The sequence below is a fragment of the Amycolatopsis albidoflavus genome (assembly GCF_039525725.1).
GTDB lineage: Bacteria > Actinomycetota > Actinomycetes > Mycobacteriales > Pseudonocardiaceae > Amycolatopsis > Amycolatopsis albidoflava.
Genome location: NZ_BAAAHV010000009.1, coordinates 589,298 through 609,694 on the forward strand (window position 1 = coordinate 589,298; position 20,397 = coordinate 609,694).

Annotated in this window: 15 protein-coding genes; 5 read left to right on the forward strand and 10 right to left on the reverse strand. The window is 69.1% G+C overall.

Annotated features, from left to right (window positions below):
• Nucleotides 1–331 precede the first annotated feature (331 nt).
• From ABD156_RS14580 to ABD156_RS14595, 4 genes are read left to right on the forward strand one after another with little or no spacing between them, the layout of a single operon-like run.
• Complete coding sequence (locus ABD156_RS14580) at nucleotides 332–1,258, forward strand: FAD:protein FMN transferase (protein WP_344272215.1); 927 nt, start codon at nucleotides 332–334, stop codon at nucleotides 1,256–1,258.
• Entirely contained in the window at nucleotides 1,255–1,818 is a 564-nt protein-coding gene (locus ABD156_RS14585; RefSeq protein ID WP_344272218.1) for a ferric reductase-like transmembrane domain-containing protein, read from the forward strand. The genes ABD156_RS14580 and ABD156_RS14585 overlap by 4 nt, the downstream gene beginning before the upstream one ends.
• Nucleotides 1,815–2,933, forward strand: coding sequence for an NADH-ubiquinone oxidoreductase-F iron-sulfur binding region domain-containing protein (locus ABD156_RS14590; RefSeq protein WP_344272221.1), 1,119 nt, complete (start codon nucleotides 1,815–1,817; stop codon nucleotides 2,931–2,933). Before ABD156_RS14585 ends, ABD156_RS14590 begins: the two co-directional genes overlap by 4 nt.
• A complete protein-coding gene (locus ABD156_RS14595; protein WP_344272224.1) occupies nucleotides 2,930–3,130 on the forward strand; it encodes a ferredoxin in 201 nt (66 codons plus the stop codon). The genes ABD156_RS14590 and ABD156_RS14595 overlap by 4 nt, the downstream gene beginning before the upstream one ends.
• A 303-nt stretch (nucleotides 3,131–3,433) precedes the next feature.
• On the opposite strand, the gene ABD156_RS14600 is transcribed toward ABD156_RS14595, so the two are convergent.
• Nucleotides 3,434–6,418, reverse strand: a complete 2,985-nt coding sequence (locus ABD156_RS14600) for an AfsR/SARP family transcriptional regulator (protein ID WP_344272227.1) — start codon at nucleotides 6,416–6,418, stop codon at nucleotides 3,434–3,436.
• Between the two features lie 193 nt (nucleotides 6,419–6,611).
• On the opposite strand from ABD156_RS14600, the gene ABD156_RS14605 reads away from it, so the two are divergent.
• Nucleotides 6,612–7,826, forward strand: coding sequence for a hypothetical protein (locus ABD156_RS14605; RefSeq protein ID WP_344272230.1), 1,215 nt, complete (start codon nucleotides 6,612–6,614; stop codon nucleotides 7,824–7,826).
• Between the two features lie 221 nt (nucleotides 7,827–8,047).
• Here the strand turns inward: ABD156_RS14605 and ABD156_RS14610 are convergent, their stop codons facing one another.
• From ABD156_RS14610 to abc-f, 9 genes are all read right to left on the reverse strand, one after another.
• Entirely contained in the window at nucleotides 8,048–9,991 is a 1,944-nt protein-coding gene (locus tag ABD156_RS14610) for an NB-ARC domain-containing protein (RefSeq protein ID WP_344272232.1), read from the reverse strand.
• Between the two features lie 111 nt (nucleotides 9,992–10,102).
• Nucleotides 10,103–10,477, reverse strand: a complete 375-nt coding sequence (locus tag ABD156_RS14615) for a helix-turn-helix domain-containing protein (protein ID WP_344272235.1) — start codon at nucleotides 10,475–10,477, stop codon at nucleotides 10,103–10,105.
• Between the two features lie 238 nt (nucleotides 10,478–10,715).
• Entirely contained in the window at nucleotides 10,716–11,984 is a 1,269-nt protein-coding gene (locus ABD156_RS14620) for a sensor histidine kinase (protein ID WP_344272237.1), read from the reverse strand.
• 63 nt (nucleotides 11,985–12,047) lie between these two features.
• Nucleotides 12,048–13,148: a methyltransferase gene (locus ABD156_RS14625; protein ID WP_344272239.1), complete on the reverse strand. Its 1,101-nt coding sequence runs from the start codon at nucleotides 13,146–13,148 to the stop codon at nucleotides 12,048–12,050.
• A 173-nt stretch (nucleotides 13,149–13,321) separates the two neighbouring features.
• Entirely contained in the window at nucleotides 13,322–14,455 is a 1,134-nt protein-coding gene (locus tag ABD156_RS14630) for a TFIIB-type zinc ribbon-containing protein (protein WP_344272241.1), read from the reverse strand.
• Between the two features lie 25 nt (nucleotides 14,456–14,480).
• Nucleotides 14,481–15,647: an SPFH domain-containing protein gene (locus ABD156_RS14635; RefSeq protein WP_344272244.1), complete on the reverse strand. Its 1,167-nt coding sequence runs from the start codon at nucleotides 15,645–15,647 to the stop codon at nucleotides 14,481–14,483.
• A gap of 63 nt (nucleotides 15,648–15,710) precedes the next feature.
• The gene (locus tag ABD156_RS14640) at nucleotides 15,711–16,835 is read right to left on the reverse strand and encodes a serine hydrolase domain-containing protein (protein WP_425546107.1); all 1,125 of its coding nucleotides are present in this window, start codon (nucleotides 16,833–16,835) and stop codon (nucleotides 15,711–15,713) included.
• Nucleotides 16,836–16,913: 78 nt separating this feature from the next.
• Nucleotides 16,914–18,530, reverse strand: a complete 1,617-nt coding sequence (locus ABD156_RS14645) for an ABC-F family ATP-binding cassette domain-containing protein (RefSeq protein ID WP_344272250.1) — start codon at nucleotides 18,528–18,530, stop codon at nucleotides 16,914–16,916.
• Nucleotides 18,527–20,149 (reverse strand): ribosomal protection-like ABC-F family protein, encoded by a 1,623-nt coding sequence (gene abc-f / locus ABD156_RS14650; protein WP_344272253.1) that lies wholly within the window; start codon nucleotides 20,147–20,149, stop codon nucleotides 18,527–18,529. The genes ABD156_RS14645 and abc-f overlap by 4 nt, the downstream gene beginning before the upstream one ends.
• Nucleotides 20,150–20,397 lie beyond the last annotated feature (248 nt).

Genomic DNA, 20,397 nt, shown 5'->3' on the forward strand with positions numbered 1-20,397 from the left:
ACTCATAGATTCGCGGCTGAGACTGGGTGTTCCCACCACCGGAGAGGACACCCGGCATGGACCCGGACATCAGGAGACGGCAAGAGGAACGGGCACGCGTCCGGCACCGGACCGCGTTCGTCACGGCGGTCGCGGCCGTGCTCGGAGTCGCGGCGGCCGGCGGCATCGGATACGGGCTGACGGCGGCTGGCTCTACGTCCACCAGCGGGACTGGATCATCCTCGAGCGACAGCGGCACCGGATCGAGTACTACCGGCCAAGACCAGTTGCAGGCGCCCGCGCAGGACCCGGGATCCGGTTCCGGTCACGCGCACACGGGATCGGGTGCGTCGTGACCGGGCCGTATTCGGCCGCGTTTCCCGCGCTGGGCACGACCGCGCGGGTGCTCGTCACCGAGGAGGCCGCGCTCGGCCCGGCGACCGCGTTGCTGCGGACGCGGCTCGCCGAACTGGATCGGGCATGCAGCCGATTCCGTACGGATTCGGAGATTTCGGCACTCCATCGTGCCGCGGGCCGGGAAGTGGAGGTGAGCCCGCTGCTGGCCGACGCGTTGTCGGCGGCCTTGCGGGCTTCGTGGCTGAGCGGCGGACTGGTCGATCCGACGGTCGGCGGTTCGATGGCCGCGCTCGGCTACGACCGGGACTTCGCCGAGATCACCGACGGACCCGCCGCGGCCCCGATTCCCGCGCCGGGATCGCATTGGGTGCTGTTCGAACCGGCCAGGCGGACTGTCGTGGTGCCGCGCGGCGTAATGCTGGACCTCGGCGCGACCGCGAAAGCGCTGGCCGCGGACCAGGCTGCCACCGAGATCGCCGGGCGCACCGGCTGCGGCGTGCTGGTGAACCTCGGCGGCGACCTCGCTGTCGCCGGTCCGGCTCCGGCGGGCGGCTGGCAAGTGGCGATCGGCGACGACCACCGCGACGCGGTTGCCCACGCCGACACGACGATCACGCTCACCAGCGGCGGCCTGGCGACGTCCGGGGTAGCCCGGCGAACGTGGCGCCGCGGCGGCCGCGCGGTGCACCACATCGTCGACCCGCGCACGGGCGAATCGGCGGATCCATGCTGGCGGACGGTATCGGTGGCGGCGAAGTCCTGTGTGGACGCCAACACGGCGAGCACCGCTTCGGTCGTGCTGGGCGTAGCCGCGCTGGACTGGCTCGGGTCGCGCGGATTGCCCGCGCGGCTGGTGAGTTCGCGCGGTGCGATCCGGACGACGGCGGGGTGGCCGGGGGATCGCCGGGAGCGTGCGTCGTGAGTTCCGCGCTCTGGTATTTCAGCCGTGGCACCGGAATTGTCTCGCTGGTGTTCTCGACGGCCGTCGTGGTTCTCGGCCTCCTGAATTCGGGAAGGTTCGCGACGCGGCGGTGGCCCCGCTTCGCGCTCGCGGACCTGCATCGGAACCTCGCCCTGGCCAGTCTCGTGTTTTTGGCCGCACACATCGTCTTCGCGGTCGTCGACGGCTACGTGGACCTCAGCTGGCTCGCCGTCGTCGTTCCGTTCGTTTCGGGTTATGCACCGATCGGGATCGGGTTCGGTGCGGTAGCGGTGGACTTGCTGCTCGCCATCGTCGTCACGAGTCTACTGAGGACCCGTATCCCGCCGCGGTTGTGGCGTGCGGTGCACTGGCTGGCTTACCTGTGCTGGCCGGTCGCGTTCGTGCACAGCATCGGTCTCGTGGCGTCCGACAGCGCACGTCCGCTGCTCATTGCTCTTGACATCGCGTGCCTGCTCGCCGTACTGGCCGCCGCGAGCGTGCGGTTCGGCAGTACCAGTCCCGACACCGAGGCTCGTCGCCTCTCTCCACTTCGGAGGTGAACGTGCTTCCCTTGCACCGGAACAACCTTGCCGCCCATGTGTCTGTCCACGGTGGACTCCCTGCCCTGGATCGCGACGCGCTGATCCACGAAATCGACGCCGCCGGCATCCGCGGCCGAGGCGGCGCGGGCTTCCCCGCCGCGGCGAAACTGCGCTCCGTCGCACCTGGACGGTCCATTGTGGTCGCCAACGGCTGCGAGAGCGATCCGTTCAGCAGCAAGGACCGTGCCCTGCTTGAACTCGCGCCACACCTAGTGCTGGACGGCATTCAGGTCGCCGCTCGCGCAGTCGGCGCGACCGAGGCTTTTCTCTGTCTGCACGAAGAGAACCGGAGCGTCCTGGCCGCTTTGGCCGAACGTCGCGATGCCGTGCCGGTGAAGCTGGTCGCAGTACCGCCTCGATACGTTGCCAGCGAAGAAACCGCGCTGGTGCATTTCCTGGGCACCGGCGACGCCCGCCCGACCGGCAAATTCCCACGCCCGACCGAACGCGGCCTGCGTGGCCGCCCGACGCTCGTGCAGAATGTCGAAACCTTGGCCCGCTTCGCGATGGTCGCCAGAATCGGCGCGGACCGTTATCGTTCTGTCCACACTGACCTGGTCACCGTCACCGGAGCCGTCGCCCGTCCCGGTGTCCTGGAGGTCCCGGCAGACACACCCGTTTCCGCGATCCTCGCCCGCGCCGGCGGATCCGTTACCGCACAAGCAGTCCTGATCGGCGGCTACGGCGGTACCTGGATGCCGCGCTCCCTCGCCGACCCGGTGCCGCTCGGCCGCGAGCCGGGCTTGTCCTCCCTGCACTTGCTCCCGGAACCAAACTGCGGCCTGGAGCTGACGAGGAATATTCTCCTGAGATTGGCCGCCGAATCAGCCCGACAATGCGGTCCGTGCATGTTCGGACTCCCCGCTGTCGCCGCGGATTTCACCGACCTGCTGGTCGGCCGGGACGCGACCGGCCGCCTGGCCCGCCGCCTCCCGCTGCTCAGCGGACGAGGCGCGTGCGCTCATCCGGACGGAGCGGTCCGCCTTGCCGCGAGCGCTCTGCGAGTCTTCGCCTCTGACGCCCAAGCCCACCTGGCCGCGGGCTCGTGCCGAATCACGGCAGGTGCGGCATGAACCGCCTGACGGTCGACCCGATCGCCTGCCGCGCACACGGTTTGTGCGCGGACGTCCTGCCGGAACTGATCACTGTGGACGAATGGGGCTACCCGATCATTCGCGGGGGAGCGGTGCCCGCGTCGCTGCTGGCCGAGGCACGACGGGCGGCTGCGGCTTGTCCGGCGCTGGCGTTGCGACTGCGGAAATCAGATTAATCGCAACGCCAGCCCCGTATTAACGACTATTCAACAACGCCACCAATCGCTGATGGCGTGCAGCGCCATGATCGACACTGGCAAGATGCTAATAAGAGCTGACGCGATGGCGGTCAACTAGCGCTCCTCGTGCAATTTATGAATTTATTTCACCACAACATGGATATCGCTGTGCCCAGGCCGTCCGGGCTACTCTGCGAACGAGCTTCAGGGGTTACCCAAAGTGTGTCGGCAAATGCAGACGTCCTCGGATGGATGAGTTTGCCCTACCGCGGAGTGAACCGTTTCGGCGCCCCCGCCGTTTTAGCGATGGCGGATTACGGATCGTCGCGGAGCAGGCATGGCCACGGTGTTTTCCTCGTCGCTCTCACCGTCCCTGGCCTGCGGAATCGTGTGCGGATCCCGGGCCTCGGCCAGCCGCTCCTCGACGCGGTCGGCCTTGGCGTCCCGGCCGCGGCCCCGGTAGAAGGCGGCGGCGCGAGTCCAGGCGTCGACAGAGTCCTCGCGATTTCCTCGTGCGTAGAGAATCTCGGCGAACGCCTCAAGCGCCCGAGCCTGGCCGGTCGCGTTGTGCGCCCGCCCGGCTAGTTCGACCGCTTCCTGCGACAAGCGCAGCGCGGCTCGGTCGTTCCGTTCGGCCGCGGCGAGCCGCGCCTGTACGGTGCGCAGCCGCATCCCGGCGGTGAGGTCGCCGGCGATCTGGGCTTGGGCCAGCTGGCAATGCCGGTGGGCGACCGCGAATTCCTCCTGGCCGAGATGGAGTTCGGCCAGCGTGATGTAGGTGGCCGCCTGCCCGGAGGCGTCGCCGGTGAGACCTCGCAGGTGCAGGGCGCGGTGGTAGTGCGGGAGTGCCTTTTCGTACTGGTCGAGTTCGGCGAGGGTCTCGCCGAGGTACTGCTCCGCCTTCGCCTCGCGGACTGGATCGCCGTTGCGTTGCGCGTGCGTGATGCAGCTGCGGAAGAGGGCGATCGCTTCCCGGTGACGGCCGGTCAGCCGGTGGAGCCGAGCGAGATTGACGTTGATGGTCAGTTTCGCCACGGGCGATTCGTCGTCGATGGCCAGTTCCAGCGCCCGGGAGAGCGCGTCCTCGGCCGCTTTGTGGTTGCTGAGCGTGAGGTGCAGCTCCCCCAGATCGTTGAGCGTCGACCCTTCCGCGTGAGAGTCCTTGTTCGCTCGCGCGGCCCGGGCCGCGATGGCCAGCCCGGCGGTCACGTCGTCGTAGAAGCCGTAGATGACGAAGGTGTCGTGCATGAGATGCGGAAGCGTGCACGCGTAGTCGAAGAGCTGGTGTTGCTCGGCGAGCGCGGCTAGCGCGGTGAGGTTGGTGCGTTCGCGCAGGAACCAGCGGTGGGCGGCGGCCGACGTCTCGAACTGTGTCGGGCGGATGTCCGGTGCCGGGTCGAGCCGCGGCGGGCGGTCGCGGTGCGGGTGCGCCATCCGGTGCGCGTTGTCCGCCGTGCTGCAGTAGTGGGACAGCAAGCGCCGCAACGGTTGCGGGTCGTAGTGCTGAGTGCTCAGCGTCTGCGCGTAGCGGTGGAAGATAGAGAGGATCCGGTAGCGATCCGTGTCGCCGGGCTGGTCGATCAAGTGCAGTGCGACCAGGGTTTCCAGTGCCCGCCGAGTCTCCGCGGCGGGGCGTCCGGCCGCGGACAGCAGGGTGTCGACGTGGATTTCCGCGCCGGGGTGGTGGCCGAACAGCCGGAAAACGGCCTGGCTTGGCGGTTCGAGCATGTGATACGACGAGGAAAAGGCGGCGCGCAGGCTTTGGTCGTCCCCGTCGTCGCCGATGCTCAGGAGCATTTCGGGGTCTCGCAGTTGCTCGAGCATGGTGCTGAGACTCAGGCCCGGACGGCGCGCGGCGCTCTCGGCGATCAGGGTCAAGGCGAGGGGCAGGCCGTCGCAGAGGTGGGCGATTCGGCGGGCCGCGTCGGGTTCTCGTTCGCCGCGGCCGCGCAGACGCTGGGCGAACAGCTCCAGCGAATCGTGGTCGTCGAGGCGGTCGAGGCCGAGTGCGGCGAGTTCGTGCCGCCGGGTCAGCGCGCCGAGCCGGCGGCGCGAGGTGACGATCACCGCGCATTCGGACAGCACGTTCAGCAGCCGGTCGACGTGTTCGGAGTTCTCCGCGTCGTCGAGGATCACCAATACGGACCGGTCGGCCAATTGCTGGCGCAGGACCGCGGCGCGGGCTGTCGCGTCCACGACGTGGTCGACGGGATAGCCGAGTTCCTGGAGAAGCTGGTCGACGATGTCGGACGGTTCGAGCCGCGGCGCGGGGCCGAAGCCGTGCAGGTCGAGGTAGATCGCGCCGTCCGGGAACCGGTCCGCGGCCCGGTGCGCCCAGTGCACCGCGAGGCTCGTCTTCCCGATGCCGGGCGGACCGCTGAGCACGACCGCGGGCGAGCGCGTCGGCGAGCCGGGCCGGAGCCATTGGTCCAGCGTTTCCAGCGCGTCGGCGCGGCTGATGAACCCGCGGAGATCGCGGGGAAACGGATGGGACGGCGGCGCGGCTCGGCGCACCGGGGCGGCGGGCGGCGGGTTCTCGTAACGGCCCCGGAGCTCGTCGTGGAAGGCGCGCAACACGGCCTTGGCGGTGTCGTCGGCGGCGTCGTGGAACCGGCGGTTGGCGTCGAGGAAATGGGCCTGGGCCTGCTCGGACTGCCCGAGCGCGTAGTAGATCTGGATCTGGAGCTTGACGAAAGCCAGCCGGCAGGCGTGTTCGGGGGCCAGCTCCTGCATCCAGCCCGCGGCTTCGTCGGGACGGCCGAGCGCGAGCAATTGGCTCGTCAGGATTTCTCGTGCGGGAAGCAACATGGATTTGACTTTGTCCTCGCGCCAATTGCCCGCGCGTTCGGTGCGGAGACCCGCCAGCGGTTCGTCGCGCCACAACGAAAGCGCGGACTCCGCTGATTCGTACGCCGCTTCATGATCGCCGGAACGGGCCGCGTCATGCGCTTTCCGAATTCTCTTCCGAAAAGCGGCGACGTCCACGAGTTTCTCGTCGAGATCAACCAGATAGCCGTCGCCGGACCGGGGGATCGAGACGGGCGAGTCCGCCTCGGCGAGGGCTTCACGCAGCCGGTAGACCGCCTTGTGCAGGGCGTGCTGCGGGTTTCCGGGCAGATCGTCGTCCCAGAGCCAGGAGATGAGGGCGTCCTGGGAAAAGCGCTGGCCCGGCCGGGTGAGCAGGACGCCGAGAATATTCCGAGTCTGCCGCTGGCCCCACTGCTCATTCATCTTCCCGTGCATCCGCACCGCAGTCTGCCCGAGAATTCCGTAGGCGAAGTCCATTCGACGTCCTCCCTCGTCGATTGTCCAGTTTCGCATTGATCCGGTGCGTCGGCGACCGGTTCGGGATAACGATCATCCCGGGAATTGTCTTGTCCGGAATCGGTCCCCTTTGTGTCCAGCGGCGGGAAGCGTCCGGTCAGAACCGCGCCGCAGCCTCGGCTCGTCGGCTTGGTTCTGGACGGAGGGGATGAAGATGGCGCACGACGTGTGGGTTCGCGGTCCGATCGGTCTCGACGCCGCGTCGCGGGTGACGCGGCCGGATTGCCGCGCGGTGCTGGCGGTCGTTCCGACCGTGACGGCGGGGACGCGACTGGTCGAACTGATCTCGCTGCTCGAACGGGATCTGCGGGTGCAGGTGATGTTCACGGTGCCGCACAGCACCGACCGGTGGGCCGGGGTCGAGGAGTACGTGCGGGCGCAGCACGGGCTGGTGCTGCCTTGGGAGCAGGCGGTGGCGCACCGGTTCGATCTGGTGCTGGCGGCCAGCCACCGCCACCTCGACCAGGTGCGCGGGCCGCTGATGCTGATCGGGCACGGGGTCGGGCAGGTCCCCGGGCGTCGGTTCAGCCGGAAGGCAGGCGGGGCGACGATCGAGACGACTGCGTTGGACCGAGATCTGCTCACGTTTCGCGGGCGAGTGCTCCCGTCAGTGCTGGCGCTCGGAACGGAGGCGGAGGTCGAAGTGCTGCGCGAGCGGTGCCCGGAGGCGGTACCCGCGGCCGTCGTGGCCGGCGATATCTGTCTTGACGGGATGCGGGCGGCGGCCGGGCAGCGGGAGCGATACCGGCTGGCGCTGAAGGTCGGCTCGCGGCGGCTGGTGGTGCTGAGTTCGACCTGGTTCACTGACTCGGCGTTCGGCCGTGTCCCGAAGATGTACGAAGCGATCGTGAACGCGCTGCCGGACGACCGCTACGCGGTGGCGGCGGTGCTGCATCCGAACGTCTGGGCAGTGCACGGGCGCCGTCAGGTCACTGCCTGGCTCGAAGGATGCCGGGGTCTGCGGGTGATCCCGCCTGAGCAGGGATGGCAGGCCACGATGATCGCGGCTGACTGGGTGATCGGGGATCACGGTTCGACCACGGGCTACGCGGCGGCGACCGGACGGCCGGTGACCCTCGCGTCGCTGCCGGACGGGCGGCCACAGGCCGGGAGCGTCGCGGACGTCGTGCGGGCGCACGCGAAACCGCTGGATCTGGACCAGCCGCTCGAGCCCCAGGAGGAAGCCGCGATCGCCGCCGCACCGAGGCTAACGGCGGAGGTGCTGCCGGTCGCCAGCACGAGGATCGACTGCTCGGCGGGGATTTTGCGGTCGGCGATGTACCGGCTGCTGGAGTTGTCCGAACCGGACACGCTGGCGTATCCGCCGTTGCCCGCGGTGCCCCGGCCGCTGCCGGGGTGGGACGCGTGACCCCTGGCGTCGCGCGCGTCCGGATCGCGTTGCCCGGACGCCGCGCGATGCCGGTGCTGGTCGTCGACGTGGATCGGGCCGGACCTCGACAGGCAGCCGGCGCGGACGTCGTGGTCCGGGTCCGGGCCGGCACCGCGACGAGGTGCGAGGCCGACGAGCTGAGAGCGGAATGGCCGGGTGCGATCGCCGCGGCGGTCTGCTGGCCGGGCGGGGCCGCGTGGTCAGTGCGGCGGCTCGAAGGAGTCCCCGCCGAGGCGTCGGGCCTCGTCGAGATGGCGCTGGGCGCTTGTCTCGTCGCCCTCGCCGCGTTCGAGACCGGCGAGCGCGGTGAGGATCTCGGCCTGGAAATGCGGTGACTGGAGGCGTTCGACGCCTTCGAGTGCCTGGAGGAGTTCGGTGCGCGCCCGGCGGTAGTCGCCCCGCCGGGCGTGGATCGCGGCGAGCGGGACGACCGCACGCGCGAACTGGGCGGCGTCGCCTTCTTCGTCGAGGATGGCGGTAGCTTCGGTCAGTTCGCTGAGTGCTTCGTCGTCGCGACCCAGCTTGATCAGCACTTCGCCGCGGCGGTAACGAGCCATGCCGACCCCGCGTGGAAGTCCGATCTCGGCGTGCTTCCGGGCGCTGCGCTCGTACAGTTCAAGCGCTGCTTCCCACTCTTGCTGTCTCCGGGCGTTCCTGGCGAGCCGGGCCAGCGCGGAGGCCTGGGTCGGGCCGTGCTGCTCTCGTTCGCCGATTTCAAGGCTCACGGCGTTGTGCGCGGCGGCTGCGGCGTAACGGCCGAGCTGGTCGCAGACGAATCCAGCTTGATTGTGCAACCGGGCTTCGGCCAACGGCTGCTCGCACCGCCGGGCCGCCTCGATCCCGGCTGTGCACAGCTCGAGGAACGCTTCGTAATCCCTGTGGTGCAAGAAGAATCCCCAGGACGCCTCGGCGAGCTGCCACAGCTCCTCGTCCCAGCCGTGGGCCGAGGCGGCGTTCGCGACCGCGTTGATGACCGAACGGTCTCGTCGCCACCAGCTCACCGCGTGGTCCCGGTCGGTGAAAGACCCGGTCGCCGCAACGGTTTCGGACGCGAACGTCGGGCGGAACGGGTGGATGAGCGCGCTCGCGGTGACAGTCTGGTCGCGGTACCAGCGGATGTAGCGGTGCACGAGATAATCCCGGTCGGCCTCGGCGTCCTGGTGTTCCGCGCGCACGCGGGCGTCGTGGCGGACGACGTCATGCTGTGCCACGGTTTCGTCCTCCAGTTCGTGGAGGAGGTTGGCTTCGATCAGTTCGTCGACGGCGTCGTCCAGATGGGCGGGCGAACTCTGGAGCGTGTCGGCGAGCGCGTCGACGGCGTGATGCGGGCCGGGCAGGATGCCGCAGGTTCGGTAGAGCCGGGCCGCCGAGTCGTCGAGGGCGGCGTACGAGTCGTCGAAAACCGTTGCGATATCGGTGAAATCGCCGAACCGCCGGGTGCGCCCGCGGCGGGCTTCCTGGTGCGGCTGGCGTCTTGGGCGGGCGCGCAGCCTCGCTCCGGTGATGGCGAGCGCCAGCGGGAGGCCGGCGCAAGCGGCCAGCAGGTCTTGTGCGTCCTCGTGGCTGAGGTGCCGTTGCCCGGCGCGAGCCAGCACCTCGCGGGCAGGCTGGTCCGGAAGCGGGCTGAGCGGAAGGATTTCCGCGCCGTCCAGCGCGAGGCTGGTCAGCTGGGACCGGCTGGTGACGAGCACGACCGCGTTCGCGCTGGACGGCAGCACGGCGCGGGCGTCGGCGCTGTGCACGACGTCGTCGAGCAGCACGGCGAAGCGTCGATCTGCGGTCACCGCGCGGAATTCGGCGGCCCGCTGGGCGAGCGAAGCGGGGATGTCGTCGGCCGGAACTCCCAGCGCGGTCAGGAATCCGTGCAAGGCGCCGCTGGTGGATTCCGCGGTTTCGTTTCCTCCGGCGGAAAATCTCGTGCACAGGATGCCGTCGGGGAAACGAGTGCGATGGGTGTGCAGCCAGTGCAGGGCGAGGGCTGTTTTGCCGATTCCGCCGACGCCGGTGAGCACGACGACCGACGGGGCGGGGTCGGACCGGAGCCGGATTTCGTCCAGCCGGGCCAGTTCGGCGGTGCGGCCGAGGAGCACGGGCGGCGCGGGCGGAAGCTGGACCGGCGCCCGCACTGGTCTGCCGGATGCCACTGCCGCTCCTGGCCGCGCTTCAGTCATTCCACACCCCCGATTATTCCTCCCTACCTGTTCCGGGCGGCAAAAGGAACGAAAAGAGGTCCGAGTCACCCACCACATTCGGGCTCAGTGACGCTGGGTGTCACCAGGCATGCGCCGAACGAGAGCATTCTGACCGCCGTGTGGGCGTATGGTGACTTTTTCCCGGAGCAGCAAGCGACGGATAGTTCCGTAGGACGCCTGATGCGTGTCCGCGATGCTCTGAATAGTAGATCCGGCTTGGTACTCGTGGACTATTCGCGGCACGTCGAGTTCCCGGCGCACGCCCTGGCGGATTTCCGGCAGGACGGCGCCTTCCTGGCGCAGCAGGCGTCCGGTCCAGCTCAGCGACAGGCCGTGTTCCCTGGCGATCTCGGTGATCGACGCGCCTGCCCGCCAGGATTCGAGCATCCGGCGATTCCGCTCGGTCCGATTCGTGCGTGCCTCGTCCGGCGTGTCCATGCAAGCGCTCCCGCTGCTGGGCCTGAAGGTGCAAGACCCTCCATTATCGGCCTCGGGAAGACGGAATGTGAACCTACGAACGGGGTGCATGGAATCGAGGTTGTTTGTTATCAAATGGTTACGCAAGTGCGCGAAAGAGGGATTGAATAATGCGCGTCCCGATCCGGTTTTTCCCCAAAACGTCGTGGCCGGGCAGCGCGGAACCGATCTCGTTCCGGTCATCGGGAAAGGCTTCCGGTCAGTGCGGCACCCACAGCGTGACCCGGGTCCCGTGCCCCGGCGTCGATTCCACCTGTCCGGTGCCTCCGACCTCCGCCAGGCGTGCTTCGATGGACTGCCGGATGCCGAATCCCGGGCCGCGTTCGCGGACGTCGAAGCCGCGGCCCTGGTCTCGGGCGACCACCGCGGTCCCGCCGTCGCGTTCTTCCACCCGGAGCACGACGCGACTGGTTCCGGCGTGCTTGACCGTGTTTCGCAACGCTTCTCGTACTGCCTCGCACATCGCGGTGCGGCGATCGGCGGAAAGACGGTCGTCGTCAGCGAAATCGGCGGCCACGAGCTGAGTGCGCAGACCCTCGCGGGCCATGTCGGCGGCGACGTCGGCCAGTTCGACCACGAAGCCGCGTCTCGTGCGCGGTTCGATCGGTTCGGTGATGCTCCGGCGGAGTTCGGCCGCCTCGGCATGCGCGACCGAGCGCAGCTGGGCGAGCCGTTCGGCGGCGTGGTCGGCGTCGTCGGACGGGGCGATCGCGAGCGCTTCCAGCGTCTGGAGCACGCTGTCGTGCAGCAACCGCTGCGTGCGCTTGCGTTCGGCTTCCTGACCGCGGCGCAGGCCGATGTCGAGCGCGAACCGAGTGCCGACTCCCAGCAGCACCAGGATCCCGCACGCCACCACGATCGACACGGCCAGCGCGACGAGACAGCCGATCGACCGGTTGATCGCGAGATGGTCGTCCAGCCGCAGCCCGCCCGCCAGGGTCAGCAGGACGCGCACCGGGACGGCCGCGGCGAGCAGCAGCAACGCGGCGGGCAGCCCGGAGGTCCCAGCCCACATCGCCACCGAGCCGACCAGCCACGTCCAGGTGACGTCGATCGCGAACGGCTGCACCGAGTCCGGCGCGAGCACCGCGATCAGCAGGTTCAGCAGGAGCCCGGCGCCGAGGTCCATGGTGAGCACCCGCCGCGTCCGCCGCGCGGGCAGCCCGCCGGAACGCAGCAGCCACCACAGGAACGCGGCGTTCGCGGCGACGCCCAGCGCGGCCGCGGGCAGCACCGGAACCAGCCCGGTGCTGCCGTTGGCCGCGGCGAACCCGATGAACACCTTCACGAACGCGGCGATCCGGTAGGCGACCGGAACGACGACCCAGTACCGCGCGGCGCGGGCCAGCGTCGCGTCACCGACCGCGGCGAGGTCCTCGCCGGCGTCCGGCCGCTCCGGCGGGCTGCCGCGATGCAGCAGTGTCCGCACGAAGTCCCGGCGTGGTACGGCAAAACCCGGTCCGGGCATCGTCCCTCCCCGTGTCTTCGGCGAGGATATTCGATTGGTGTAGTCCAGTGTGGAAACGCCGGGTCACGCTCTGGACATGGTTAGCCGCCACAGCATTGTCCGCTCCCGGGCACGCTGCGCGTGCAAGGGATCGGCACTGTCCGTGGCGCTTCGGTGCCGTGGCGTGGTTTCTCGCCGTCCCGCGACTGTGAGACCGGCCGCGGAGATCCGGTCGAGCAATTCGGCCCGGGTCCGCAGGCCGAGGTGTTCGGCGAGGTCCGACAGGATCAGCCAGCCTTCGCCGTGCGGCATCAGATGATCCGGGAGTCCGTCGAGGAAGCGGTTCAGCATGGCGGACGAGGCGTCGTAGATTCCGAGTTCCAATGCCGAAGTCGGGTTTCCGGGCAGCCAGGGCGGATTGCAGACGACCAGATCGGCACGCTGCCGCGAGGGCCAGAGATCGGCTTCGACGACGCGGACCCGGTCGGACAGGCCGAGTCGTCGCAGGTTGTCGCGGGCGCAACGCACGGCGCGCGGGTTCAGGTCGGTCGCCACCACTTCGGCGGCACCGCGCCGGGCGAGGATGGCGGCGAGCACTCCGGTGCCGGTGCCGAGATCGAAGGCGGTCGGGGAACCCTTGCCCGGCAACGGTTCCCGCGCGACGAGATCGAGGTACTCGCTGCGTGTCGGAGCGAACACGCTGTACGCGGGATACAGCCGAGCGTTCAAAGCCTTGATGTGTATGCCTTTCTGATGCCATTGATAAGCGCTCAGGGCGCCGAGCAGCTCACGCAACGAGATCAACGTGCCGGGTAAACCGCCGAACGCGTGCTCGCAGGCGGCTCGGATGTCGGGGGCTCGGCGGAGGTGCAGCGAATGGTCGATCTCTACTGAGACCAGGACTTTTCCTAGCAGCGTCGCGCGTTCCGAGCGCGCTGAACGCACCTCGGCGAAAGAACCCGAGCGCTGCGGAAGCCGGCGGTCCATGGCGCGCACCAGCTGTCGTGCGTGGGGAAAGTCGCCGCGCCAGAGCATTCCGGTGCCAGCGCGAGCGAAACGCAGTGCCGCCGCAGCGGTCAGCCGGTCATCGACGACGACAATGCGGCCCGGCGGCGGAGTTCCGTTTCCGGAATGCCAGCGGGCAGTGTGGATTGTTCCGTTTTCGGTCCACTGGACGGTGGACATGGATGCTCCCGGGAAGGGTCGAAGGGCTAGTAAGCCGTCGACGCTTCGCGGAGAGCAGGCGAGGATTCCCGCCGGTCAAGACAGCGGCGTACCCGCGTGCTCCCGCGAAACGCGGGAGAAGCGGTCGCCGAGAACCATGCCCATCAGCACGGCACATCACTTCCTTCGAAAACTCAGTGGTGCGTAACGGAATGGTGCGTCGTGCCGGTGCTGTGGCCCTTCGTCGCGACGAGGTAGACGATCGCCGCGATCACGATCAGCGCGATGACCACCGCGATGGCGATCTTGACCTTGCTCCACGGACGCTGGCCGTGGATCTCGCCGGTGCGGCCGTTGACGAGGATCTGCCAGTTCTTCCCGGCGTACACATAGGTCGCGACCCACACCGGGAGCAGCATCAGCTTGAAGGTCACGTTGTTGTGCCGCGTGTCGACCGAATTCAGCTGCTGGGTGTCGCCGCCGATGTCGTATTTGCAGTCGTCGGCGATGACCGGGGCCATCCGGTTTTTCGCCTCTTCGAAGCCGTTCTCCGGTTCCACGTCGTACCGCAGCGCGAAGTGCCCGGAGAGGAACTGTGGCTGGTACGGCGCGGAGTCGAGCAGCGGCCACGGCGCGAGCTTGTCCAGCTCCGGCAGCGGCAGCTGGGTGCTCGCCGGGACCAGGACGTCGTCGAAGTTCCGCGCGACCTGCCCGCGCGCCGGGTACCAGCGGGTATGGCGCACTTGGCGCGTCTTGCGCTCGCCGTTCTCGTAGTAGCTCTCGGTGACGTAGTAGTACTCGCCGCGCGCGCCGGTGTAGACCGACACGGTCTGCGAGTCGTACGTCCAATGCGGGATGTAGGTGCTCTTCGTGGACTCGGCGGTGGTGACCTTCTTCAACGCGGTCGGTGCGAACCAGCGCGAAGACGTCCACTTCTTCAGGTGCGTGCTGACCGCGGGACGGTCGAACGCGAACGGCAGCACACCCTCCGGGACCAGCTGGCCGGACGCTCCTGGCTCGATGACCAGCGGCGCGCCGCAGAACTGGCACATGCTGGCGGTCTCGTTCGTTTCCGTCCTGGCCGCGCACCGCTGGCACACGAAGACGTACTTGCCGATCGACCCCACCGGCTTGCGCGCCAGGTTCGCCAGCTCGGCGAACGGGATCTCGCGGATCTCCCGCTCGCCGGCCGCGATCTCCTGCCGGAATCCGCAGTACGGGCACTGCATGGCCGTCGTGCCCGGCGCGAACTCCAGCCGCGCGCCGCAGCCTCCGCACGGATAGGTCGTGTTGGCCACGCCTTCCTGCGGGAAGCGCGGTTCAGTCATGGGTCCCCCAGAAGGTTGATGCGGCTCAGGACGGCGGCAGCGGCGGCGGGGTCGCGCCGAACAGCGCCGACACCTCCGGCACCTGCGCGGCCGCGGTCCACTGGGCCATGCCCGCCTTCCACACCAGGGTGTCCTTGGCGAGCGTGCCCGCCGAGATCTGCTGGCCGAGGCCCGCGCGGTCGAACGGGCCGAGCTGCTGGCCGTTCGCGCCGATGAACCACTGCTCGCTCTGCGGCAGCGGCGGCGGCATCTGCGGCGGAGCCTGCTGCTGGTACTGCGGCTGCTGCGGGGCCTGCTGGTATTGCTGGGGAGCCTGCTGCTGGTACTGCTGCGGGGCGGGCTGCTGCTGCGGTCCGGCCGCGCGCTGGCCGAGCGCCATGCCGAGGCCGATGCCCAGGCCCTCGCCCGCGCCGCCCTGGTTGTTCGCCGCCGCCTCGATCGCGTTCGCGGACTGGAACTTCGTGTACTGGTCGAGGTCGCCGACCACGCCCATCTGGGTCCGCTTGTCCATCGCGGCCTCGACCTCGGGCGGCACCGAGATGTTCTCGATCATGAACTTCGAGATCTCGATGCCGACCTCGCGCAGTTCGAGGTTCAGCGCGACTGCGATCTTGCCCGCGATCTGGTCCTGCTGGGTGACCAGGTCGAGCATCGGCACCTGGGCGGCCGCGATCGCGGGCCCGAGCTTGCTGATGACCATGCTGCGCAGGTAGTCCGACACCTCTTCGGTGCGGAACTGCGGGTCGGTGCCGGCCAGTTCCTTCAGCAGCGCGACCGGCTCGACGACCCGGATCGCGTACCCGCCGAACGCGCGCAGCCGGACCATGCCGAACTCGGGGTCGCGCAGGATGACCGGGTTCTGCGTGCCCCATTTGAGGTCGGTGAACTGCCGGGTGTTGACGAAGTACACCTCGGCCTTGAACGGCGAGTTGAAGCCGTACTTCCAGCCCTTGAGGGTGGACATGATCGGCATGTTCTGCGTCTGCAGCGTGTACATGCCCGGCGGGTAGGCGTCGGCGACCTGGCCCTCGTTCACGAACACCGCGGCCTGCGATTCGCGGACGGTGAGCTTGGCGCCCATCTTGATCTCGTTGTCGTAGCGCGGGAAGCGCCACACGATGGTGTCCCGGCTGTCGTCGGTCCACTCGATGATGTCGATGAACTCGCCGCGGATCTTGTCGAAGATGCCCACGTCTGACCCCTCGTCGTTGCCTCGTGCCCGCGGGCCACAGTACAGTGCGCGACCCGCGGCGGATCACCGCGGCGCGGCCGCCTCGCGCCAAAAGTCCTGCATGTGCGGTATGCCACCGGGTCCGTCCACCGCGCGCTGGGTGAGAAGAATCGCCACCGAACCGGTCGAAGGCGTCAGGTACGCGCTGGTGCCGGTGCCGCCGACCCAGCCGTAGCGTCCCGGGACCTGCCATGGCTGCGTCGGCTCGACGTCGACCGCTCCGCCGAACCCCCAGCCCTGGCCTTCGAGGAAGACCGGGTTGGCCGCGATCTGCTCCGCGGTGAGGTGGTTGGTCGTCATCTGCCTCACGGATTCCTTCGACAGCAATCCTTCGCCGTCGGAAAGGAGCATTCGGGCAAAGCGGTGCCAATCGTCGACGGTGCCCGCGAGCCCGCCGGATCCGGCGGGGAACAGCGGCACCTCGCGCCACTGGCCGTCCGGGGCGTCGGCCAGCTCCAGGCCGTTCTCGCCTTCGCGGTAGTAGCTCGCGAACCGGTGTCGTTTGGCCTCGGGGACCTCGAACGCGGTGTCGGCCATGCCGAGCGGCTCGAACACCCGCTCGGCGAGGAAGTCCGGCAGCGACTGGCCGGACGCGCGGGCGATCAGGATGCCTTGCAGGTCAGAGCAGGTGTCGTACAGCCACGCCTCGCCGGGCTGGTGCAGCAGCGGGATGCGCGCCAGCCGGGCGAGCCACTCGTCGGGCTCCGGGCGCAGCCGGACCTCGCGGCCGTCGGTCTGGACCGTGAACAGCTCCTGGACCTGCGGCAGGGAGAAGTCCGACGGGAAGCCGTAGCCGGCGCGGGAGGTCAGCAGGTCGCGGACGGTGATCGGCCTTTCGGCGGGCACGACGTCGTCGACCGGGCTTTGCGGCGTCCGCACGACCAGCGGATCGGCCAGTTCGGGCAGCCATTCCGCGACGGGGGTGTCGAGGTCGAACCGGCCGTCCTCGACCAGCATCAGCACGGCAGCCGCGATGATCGGCTTGGTGATGGAGGCGATCCGGAAGATGGAGTCGCGGGCCATCGGCGCGGTGCCTTCGACGTCGAGAGAGCCCAGCGCGGTCACCTGGACGTCGTCGCCGCGGGCGACGAGGGCTACCGCGCCCGGGATGAATCCGGAGTCGACGTGGCGGCGCAAGGTTTCGTGCATCATTCGTTCCCTTCGCGGCGGATGTTCCGCGGAGTGGTCGTCGCCCGGGCCTTCCACTGGACATCCGCCCGGCGCGGATCACTCTAACGGCCTAGCGCGGTGGTCGGGTCCGATATGGAGGACTTGCCCGCTCCAGTTTTCGCGCAGCCGCCGGTCGTGCGTGGCGGCGACGATCGCGCCCGGGCTGGTGCCGAGGGCGTCCTCCAGTTCGTCGCACAGCGTGGGGGAGAGGTGGTTGGTGGGTTCATCGAGCAGGAGCAGGTGCGGCGGGTCGGCGATGAGGAGCGCGAGCGCGAGACGGCGGCGCTGCCCGACGGACAACTCGCCGACCGGTCGGGAAGCTTCGCGATTTGTCAGCAGCCCCAATGAGTTCAGCGGGACGGTTGCGACGCGTTCCGGACCCAGTGCGGCGAGGTAGGTGGCGCGGGCGGTGCGTTGCGGGCGGGCGAAAGTGGTGTCTTGACTGAGGAATCCGGTGCTGAGGTCGGGCTGCCGGGTTACGCCTTCCGCGGTGAGATCTCCGGACAGGAGCAGGAGCAGCGTTGACTTTCCCGCGCCGTTCGGGCCCGTGACCAGCAGCCGGGTGTCCGCCTGGATCTCCAGCCGGTCTACGGACAGCCGGGCTGGCAGGTGCACATTATCCAGCGTCGCAAGGGTTTCTCGCGGATTCTCGGCCGCCAGCGCGTGCGGACGGAACCGGAGCGGCGGCGGTGGCGCGGGAAGCTGGGCGCGTTCCCGCTCGTCCAGCCGTCGCGTGGTGGCCCGGGTTCGCCGGGAGATCTGGTTCTGCACGCGCCCGGACCGGCGGCCGAGACCCATTTTCTCGTTGTCCGGCGCGAGGCGGCCCGGCGCGACCCGATGCGCGGTGACGCCGAGCGCGTCGCGCAGTTCCTCCAGTTCTTCCTGCTCCTCGACGTACTGCCGTTCCCAACGCTCGCGTTCGGCCCGCTTCCAGCCGAGGTAGTCGGTGTAGGTGCCGCCGTGGCGCACCGGGCCGTCCGGGGCCGGGTCGAGGTCGAGGATGTCGGTGCACACCGCGTCGAGAAACGCCCGGTCGTGGCTCGCGAACACGACCGTTCCGGGCAATTCGCGCAGCTGGGCCTCGAGAAACGCGGCGGCTTCGGCGTCGAGGTGGTTGGTCGGTTCGTCGAGCAGCACCGCGGACGGACGGCGCACCAGCAGCCCGGTCAGGGCGAGTCGTCCGCGCTGGCCGCCGGAAAGGGAGCCGAGCGTGCGCTCTCGGTCGATCCCTTCGAGCCCCAGCCCGGTGAGCACGATCTCCGCGCGCCGGTCCGCGTCCCACGCCTCGTGTTGCTGGGCCTGGTCGAGCAACTCGGCGTACTCGGTCAGCAGCGCGGCATCTTCGGGCGCTTCGGCGAGCAGCGCCGCGACTCGGTCAAGCTCGGCCAGCACTTCGCGGGCCGCGGCGAGGGCTTGATCGAGGACGTCGGCGACTGTCTCGCCTGGGTCGAACGGCATTTCCTGGTGCAGGAAGCCAAGATCCGGCGGCCTTTCGACCTCGCCCCGATCGGGCTGGTCCACCCCCGCGAGCACCCGCAGCAGCGTCGATTTCCCGGTGCCGTTCTCGCCGATCACCCCGATCCGGCGACCCGGGGCGGCGGTGACCGACACTCCGTCGAGCACGCGCCGTTCCCCGAGCACCCGCACGATCTCGTGCGCGCGCAGGGCGGTCATTCCGTGATCCCGGCCGTTTCCCGCAGCTGCCCGTTTTCCAGCCGCAGCCAGCGGTCGACGCCGATCTCGGCCAGGAACCGCTCGTCGTGGCTGACCACCACGAACCCGCCCTGGTAGGCGTTGAGCGCGCTTTCCAGCTGGCCGGCGCTGACCAGGTCGAGGTTGTTCGTCGGCTCGTCGAGCAGCAGCAGTTGCGGGGCAGGCTCGGCGAAGAGAACGCACGCGAGCGTCGCGCGCAACCGTTCGCCGCCGGACAGCACTCCGACCGGCAAGTGCGCTCGCGCGCCGCGGAACAGGAAGCGCGCCAGCAGATTCATCCGGTCCGCGGGCAGCATTTCCGGTGCTGCGCCGGCAAGATTCTCCGCGACCGTGCGTTCCGGATCCAGCAAATCGAGCCGCTGCGACAAATACGCGATCCGCCCGTCCGCCCGGCTGATCTCGCCCGCGTCCGGCGTGAGCGTGCCGTGCATGAGCCGCAGCAACGTCGACTTGCCCACGCCGTTCGGCCCGGTGAGCGCGATGCGTTCGGGACCCCGGATCGACAGATCCGCACCCTCGCCCGCGAACAGCCCGCGCACCCGAAGATGCTTGCCGTCGAACAAGGTCCGCCCGGCCGGTACCGCCGTTTTGGGCAGCTCCAGGCTGATCTTCTGATCCTCTCGCAACGACCGTTCCGCCTGGTCCAGCTTGGCCTTCGCCGCGCTGACCCGCGCCGCGTGCGTGCCGTCCGCCTTCGCCGCGGACTCCTGCGCGTTGCGCTTCATCGTCCCCGCGAAGATCTTCGGCAGACCAGCGCTGGACAGATTGCGCTTCGCGTTGCTCGCCCGTTTGTCCGCGCGTTCCCTGGCTTGCTGCATTTCGCGCTTCTCGCGTTTGACCTCTTGTTCGGCGTTGCGGATATTCTTTTCCGCGACCTCGCGTTCGGCCTGCACGGTCTGCTCGTATTCGGTGAAATTGCCGCCGTAGAACCGGATTTCGTCCGCGCCAAGCTCGGCGATCCGGTCCATCCGGTCGAGCAGCGCGCGGTCGTGGCTGACCACGAGCAAGCAGCCGGACCAGTCGGAAAGCACGTCGTAAAGCTGCTGGCGCGCGGTGTGGTCGAGGTTGTTGGTCGGCTCGTCGAGCAGCAGGACGTCCGGGTCGCGCAACAGCTGGGCGGCGAGCCCGAGGGAGACGACCTGGCCGCCGCTGAGCGTGCCGAGCAGCCGGTCGAGCGTGAGGTCGCCCAACCCGAGCCGGTCGAGCTGCGCGCGGGTGCGGTCCTCGATGTCCCAGTCCGCGCCGATGGCGGTGAAGTGCTCCTCGGCCGCGTCGCCCTCCTCGACGGCGGTGATGGCCTTGAGGATCGCGTCGATGCCGAGCACCTCGGCGACCGTGCGGTCCGCGGTGAGCGGCAGGTCCTGGGGGAGATACCCGAGCACCCCGTCGACGGTGACACTGCCCGCCGCGGGCTTGAGCTGCCCGGCGACGAGCTTCAGCAGAGTGGACTTCCCGGCCCCGTTGGGCGCGACGAGCCCGGTGCGGCCCGCCGGGAAGGTGGCGGAGAGCTGGTCGAAGACGAGGGTGTCGTCGGGCCAGGAGAAGGAGATCCCGGACAGGACGATACGAAGATCGGACATGGTGCGGCCTCGCGGTGGATCGGCAGGGCGTGTTTGTCCTGCTGGTGGTGGTGTGGACGACTGGGAAGGGCCGTTCGCGACCTGCCGCCCGGCTGGTGCCTGGGCTTCATCCGATCGGCGCGTTCGCCGGTGATCGGATGCCTCGCAGCCCGTGGGTCTTGTGACGTAGATCGCCTGACCTGCACGGGGAATCTCCACGCGCGGTCTTGTGCCGCGCAGGGATCAGCGAGGGGCCGGTGCCGTGATGG

Bases quoted from the DNA above. Each gene is read 5' to 3' on its own strand.
- ABD156_RS14595 (WP_344272224.1), top strand. From the start codon at position 2,930: ATGAACCGCCTGACGGTCGACCCGATCGCCTGCCGCGCACACGGTTTG.
- ABD156_RS14600 (WP_344272227.1), bottom strand. From the start codon at position 6,418: ATGGACTTCGCCTACGGAATTCTCGGGCAGACTGCGGTGCGGATGCAC.
- ABD156_RS14605 (WP_344272230.1), top strand. From the start codon at position 6,612: ATGGCGCACGACGTGTGGGTTCGCGGTCCGATCGGTCTCGACGCCGCG.
- ABD156_RS14615 (WP_344272235.1), bottom strand. From the start codon at position 10,477: ATGGACACGCCGGACGAGGCACGCACGAATCGGACCGAGCGGAATCGC.
- ABD156_RS14620 (WP_344272237.1), bottom strand. From the start codon at position 11,984: ATGCCCGGACCGGGTTTTGCCGTACCACGCCGGGACTTCGTGCGGACA.
- ABD156_RS14625 (WP_344272239.1), bottom strand. From the start codon at position 13,148: ATGTCCACCGTCCAGTGGACCGAAAACGGAACAATCCACACTGCCCGC.
- ABD156_RS14630 (WP_344272241.1), bottom strand. From the start codon at position 14,455: ATGACTGAACCGCGCTTCCCGCAGGAAGGCGTGGCCAACACGACCTAT.
- ABD156_RS14640 (WP_425546107.1), bottom strand. From the start codon at position 16,835: ATGCACGAAACCTTGCGCCGCCACGTCGACTCCGGATTCATCCCGGGC.
- ABD156_RS14645 (WP_344272250.1), bottom strand. From the start codon at position 18,530: ATGACCGCCCTGCGCGCGCACGAGATCGTGCGGGTGCTCGGGGAACGG.
- abc-f (WP_344272253.1), bottom strand. From the start codon at position 20,149: ATGTCCGATCTTCGTATCGTCCTGTCCGGGATCTCCTTCTCCTGGCCC.